Origin of the sequence: Craterilacuibacter sp. (assembly GCF_051659485.1) — a bacterium.
Classification (GTDB): domain Bacteria; phylum Pseudomonadota; class Gammaproteobacteria; order Burkholderiales; family Chromobacteriaceae; genus Craterilacuibacter.
On sequence record NZ_JBOFOO010000021.1, the window covers coordinates 1 to 1,597 of the forward strand.

Sequence of the window (1,597 nt, forward strand, 5' to 3'; positions counted from 1 at the left end):
TTGCTTTTCGGAAGTGAAAAAATGCAGGTACGCCATCTGGAAACTGTATTGGACAACAGGCGGTTTGAGCCTGTCACCTATTGGTTTACTGTAGGAAGTACGGCTCTTGCCGACTCGAAAATGAAAAAATGGGCCGAGCTTGACTATACCTTGCGTCAGCGGGTTATTCCTGATGGTTTGCTGGTTCGTGTTTCTTCCATCAATCAGGATAGTCATGCAGCTTATACATTACATCGCAATTTTCTGGCGCAATTGATGCCTGCCGTAATGCCACGCTATCGCGAACGGCTATTTGGATCGGCGTTGAGCAGTTGATCTGGATTCAAGTATGCGTGATTTGCTTTCCGATAAAAAATTTCCCACCGTCCCTTCCAATTTGAATAAATAAATCTATAAACAAGATATGCACTGCATGGCAGATATTTAAATTCTCTGCAGCGTGTACGGCAGAACTCGTTCCGGCCGCCTGTCTTTTGTACTATCTGTGGAGAATCCATCATGAAGGCTTTATTGGTACGCAAGTTGAAGCAGGCATTGGCTTGCACCTTGTTGCTTGGCACTGTCAATGCCTGGGCAAGTCCTTCTGACTACCAGTTGGGTGCGGGGGATGCTATCCGGGTGCAGGTATTTCAGAATCCGGATTTGATGCTGGAGACCCGCGTTGGAGAGGGGGGCAGCATCAGCTACCCATTGATCGGACAGGTCAGGGTGGGGGGCTTGTCGCTAGCCAATGCGGAGACAGTCATTGCCAAGGCCTTGAAGAAGGGCGGTTTTGTCGAGCAGCCACAGGTCAATATTGCCTTGATGCAGGTCAGGGGTAATCAGGTTTCGGTCTTGGGGCAGGTTAATCGTCCCGGACGTTTCCCGCTGGAAACATCGAATACCCGGCTATCCGACTTGTTGGCACTGGCGGGCGGTACGACGCCAACCGGCGCAGACATGGTGGTTGTTAGCGGAAATCGTGACGGGAAACCATTCCGGAAAGAAATCGATGTCCCTGCGCTCTATCTGGCGCAGCAGGCTAATGGTGAGGATGACATCCTGATGCAAGGTGGGGATGTGCTCTATGTGCATAAGGCACCCATGTATTACATCTATGGCGAGGCACAGCGCCCCGGCGCCTATCGCATAGAACGGGGGATGACGATCAAGCAGGCGCTGGCGCAAGGTGGCGGGCCTACCGTACGCGGTACGGAAATGTGGCTGAGTGTCGAACGCAAGGGCGCCGACGGAAAATTCAGCAAGCAGCAGCTTGATATGGCGGATTCGGTCAGAAGTGATGACGTCATCTATGTCCGCGAGAGCCTGTTTTGAGTTTTTATCTGCGAAGAGAACGAACCACGGCACCGCTTATAAAGCGGTATGCGTAAAGTCGTCAGCGGATATGGCTAGCGGTGGCTAGTTGGATGTGCTCATGTCCTGCATGTAGTTTGGCGGAGAATACCTGAGACGGTAGCGGCAATACCGCTTTACATGCGGGACTGAGGTGTTTTGTTTGCTTTGCCGGAGGAGGGGGAATGAACTTTTATCAGTTGCTTCTGATCATGCGCGCCAGGTATCGCTTAGGCCTGATCGTGCTGATGTTGACACTATTGAC

Annotated in this window: 2 protein-coding genes; both read left to right on the plus strand. The window is 51.7% G+C overall.

All coding sequences use genetic code 11. From position 1 onward, the window contains the following. Nucleotides 1-315, plus strand: a 315-nt coding sequence (locus ACRC1E_RS00690; protein ID WP_438513187.1) for an exosortase C-terminal domain/associated protein EpsI, incomplete at its 5' end; no start/stop codon positions are given. 183 nt (nucleotides 316-498) lie between these two features. After that, nucleotides 499-1,314, plus strand: a complete 816-nt coding sequence (gene epsE, locus ACRC1E_RS00695; RefSeq protein WP_438513188.1) for a polysaccharide export protein EpsE — start codon at nucleotides 499-501, stop codon at nucleotides 1,312-1,314. Nucleotides 1,315-1,597 lie beyond the last annotated feature (283 nt).

Bases quoted from the DNA above. Each gene is read 5' to 3' on its own strand.
- epsE (WP_438513188.1), top strand. From the start codon at position 499: ATGAAGGCTTTATTGGTACGCAAGTTGAAGCAGGCATTGGCTTGCACC.